Source organism: Dendronalium phyllosphericum CENA369 (assembly GCF_016056275.1).
Lineage (GTDB): Bacteria > Cyanobacteriota > Cyanobacteriia > Cyanobacteriales > Nostocaceae > Dendronalium > Dendronalium phyllosphericum.
Genome location: NZ_JAECZA010000007.1, coordinates 5,243 through 8,283 on the forward strand (window position 1 = coordinate 5,243; position 3,041 = coordinate 8,283).

The 3,041-nt window shown below is 44.4% G+C and carries 4 protein-coding genes; 3 read left to right on the top strand and 1 reads right to left on the bottom strand.

Annotated features, from left to right (window positions below; all coding sequences use genetic code 11):
- Window positions 1–156: 156 nt before the first annotated feature.
- Window positions 157–450, bottom strand: coding sequence for a YggT family protein (locus I8752_RS03160; protein ID WP_214430881.1), 294 nt, complete (start codon window positions 448–450; stop codon window positions 157–159).
- A 698-nt stretch (window positions 451–1,148) separates the two neighbouring features.
- Here I8752_RS03160 and psbX point away from each other — a divergent pair.
- From psbX to I8752_RS03175, 3 genes are all read left to right on the top strand, one after another.
- Window positions 1,149–1,268 (top strand): photosystem II reaction center X protein, encoded by a 120-nt coding sequence (psbX, locus tag I8752_RS03165; RefSeq protein WP_206265968.1) that lies wholly within the window; start codon window positions 1,149–1,151, stop codon window positions 1,266–1,268.
- 250 nt (window positions 1,269–1,518) lie between these two features.
- Window positions 1,519–2,424 (top strand): Ycf66 family protein, encoded by a 906-nt coding sequence (locus tag I8752_RS03170; RefSeq protein WP_214430882.1) that lies wholly within the window; start codon window positions 1,519–1,521, stop codon window positions 2,422–2,424.
- A 54-nt stretch (window positions 2,425–2,478) separates the two neighbouring features.
- On the top strand, window positions 2,479–3,041 hold a 563-nt coding region (locus tag I8752_RS03175), incomplete at its 3' end, for a PD40 domain-containing protein (protein ID WP_214430883.1).

Genomic DNA, 3,041 nt, shown 5'->3' on the forward strand with positions numbered 1-3,041 from the left:
ATTTTTAACCAAGCAAAGTTGACTTGACGGACTACTGGTAACTGGGTAAGAGTAAGAAAGGTTAGAGGTTAAAGGGCAAAAGGATAATTCTTTGCTTTTCCAAATCCCCAATCCCCAGTACCTAATCACCAATTCCCAATCCCCAATCCCCAGTACCTAACTCACACGAGACAGCATAACGAGCAATCCTTGCTGACCTAGGAGAATTTCCCGCACCAGACTAAAGATTCCGACCCAAAGAATCGGGGTAATATCTACTCCACCTATGGGTGGCACTAGCTTTCGCAATGGCACTAAAAAAGGTTCAGTGGGCCAAGCTATTAAATTAAAGGGCAAACGATTCAAGTCTACTTGCGGATACCAAGTGAGAATAATGCGGAAAATAAACAAAAAAATCATCAGTCCTAAAACAGGGCCGAGAATCCAAACAATTAGATTAACACCAGTCATTGGTTTGAACTACCATCTAGGAACAAAGAAAACGCTTAGATGAAAGCCTGAAAATTTGCAGCTATGTAAAGCACTCTCTATATATATTTTATTTCAATCATCGATCGCGATTAATACAAAACTACCTTTGCCCTGGACGAGAAATATATAAGCTCATCTGCCTTTAAGTTGCACAATCTTTTGCCTTAGAAAGACGCAAAGATGTGGAGAAGGGGAGACGCGGGGATAAAGGAGAAGGGGAGACGCGGTGAAGAAGTTGGAGTCTTGGACGGCACTTCCTCTACTTGGGGAGCCACCCCTGTGGGCGGGTCTCCCGACTTGAGGGGAGTGGCGTGAGACCCCTTTGAGCGAGTGCCTCCGCTTTCCGTCGAGTCCAAACTTACGTTAGCGACGCAGGAGCGTCACCCGAAGGGAGATGCAATTTGAATGATTATTAGCTTACTGCTTGCTGTAGAGCGTTGTTTTTGATGCAAGTGCTAACCACCAAGTAGTCGTTATGAACTACGTACACCAAAATGGATAAAAGAGGGATACGGGGGTAGAGAAAAAATGAAACTCATAACTACTAACTCTTAACTCAGCACGAGCGCACTTTCAAATCAGTTAGCAAATGTAGTGGCTCATGGCTAAAGCCCGATCGAGGAAGTGATACACCATATTAGAATTATGATGAAGTATGTAAAAAAAGGTTGAGAACTATGACACCTGCTTTAGCAAATTTTCTTTGGAGTCTGTTTTGGGGTGCGTTGATTGTCGTAGTCCCCGCTACAGTTGGTTTAATTTTCATTAGTCAAAAAGATAAAATCCAGCGTTCATAGTGCTTGAAGAGTCAATTCAACTCTTACAAGTAATTGTCTGTCAGCTACCTCTTTGCAGCGATCGCAAAAAATCTTCTCACCGAGGACGAGGTATACTGAGCTGACAGACATCAACTTTTTTAGTTTTCGACGAATAGCTTCAGAGCTTCAACATCAGATGCTTTGAAGCTTCAATATAATATTGTGACTGATTAGAGTAGTGATTTTAATTGTGACTCGCTAACATAGATTTGATATTGGGAAAAGAACAATGATAAATTTTGGGCTGAACTCAGCCAGTGTTCTGGCTCAGGTCAATTTTGGGGCAAACTCAGCCAGTATTCTAGGAATTTTCCTGGCTGTGGCTGGGGCAGCACTGTATTTTCTTCGCACTGTGCGTCCAGAACTGTCAAGAGATCAAGACATCTTTTTTGCAGCGGTGGGCTTACTCTGCGGCTTTATTCTGATTTTCCAAGGGTGGCGGTTAGACCCGATTTTGCAATTCGGTCAGCTACTTTTAGTTGGTACAACTGTGTTTTTTGCTGTTGAAAGTATTCGTCTGCGAGGTATAGCTACCCAACAAGCCAAGCGTAATACTCCGATTGTAGACCCAGACCGAGAGGTAAGCGATCGCTATAGCTACACAGATCGCAGGAGATATCAGGCTGAGATGGATGCAGACTTAGAACCACTGCCTTATGAGGAAGACGAACGTCCAGCGCGTCGCCGAATTCCAGGCAGTCGAGAAGAACGTTCTTCTCGTGATGATTACTATGAAGATCAATCTCCCCGTCGTTCAGAACGCCGCAATAGTAATGAAAGACAGGAAACAGGAGATAGAAATCGCCGCCGTAGTTCTGCGCGTCCAGCCAGCCGTTCCTCTGACAGCTATCAAGAAGATTGGGGTTCTTCCTCCACTAAGGAAGTTGATGATTGGGAAAGTTCCAGTAGCGAAGTAAGAAAACCTTCTCGTCGTAGTAGTAATGGATCTGTGCGCCCAGAAAGCCGCGATGAAGATATCCCGTCCAGACCGAGAAGACGGCGTTCGCCTGCTGACTCAGTAGCTCGAAGAGAGCGCGAAGATGATGAGGCAATTCCAACCGACTATGTACCTTATAACCCCATTGAAAGACCAGAAGGCGAACCGGATAGTTCTACTAATTTTGATGATGTTTAAAGCACCTCGGATGGATGTAAGCTTAGAGGCGAGAAAAAATAGTCAATAGATGAGGTGAAAAAATTTACGCTTAGATTTTGGCTCCAAAAACCAATTCATTGGAGCCTAGTTTTTAGCTTTACAAGTTTGCTTGTATCTTGTAACTCCGACAATATTCTGATTGGGCCTACTTCCCTCAACAGCCGCTACACTGAGGAGCAACCTGCATTAAGTGGAAATGGGCGCTTTTTAGCGTTTATTTCTAATCGCAATGGTAGTCACCAATTGCTAGTTTATGATTTGAGCGAGCAACAGTTTGTTCGCACGCCAGGTTTAAATCGACCGGAGACAATTGCTGAAAGTCCGAGTTTGAGTTACACCGGGCGTTATATTGCTTACATGACTAGTGACCAAGGCAGACCAGTAGTAGCACTTTACGATCGCGCCACTCAACAGTCACAAATCCTCACTCCCACCTATCGCGGCTGGGTGAGAAATCCTGGTATTAGCCCAGATGGACGTTATGTTGTCTTTGAAACTGCTAGTCGCGGTCAGTGGGATATTGAAGTACTAGACCGGGGGCCAAATTTAGAGTTAGATATTCCCAATGGTGCAACTGTAGATGCGCCTCCTAATTA

Bases quoted from the DNA above. Each gene is read 5' to 3' on its own strand.
- I8752_RS03160 (WP_214430881.1), bottom strand. From the start codon at position 450: ATGACTGGTGTTAATCTAATTGTTTGGATTCTCGGCCCTGTTTTAGGA.
- psbX (WP_206265968.1), top strand. From the start codon at position 1,149: ATGACACCTGCTTTAGCAAATTTTCTTTGGAGTCTGTTTTGGGGTGCG.
- I8752_RS03170 (WP_214430882.1), top strand. From the start codon at position 1,519: ATGATAAATTTTGGGCTGAACTCAGCCAGTGTTCTGGCTCAGGTCAAT.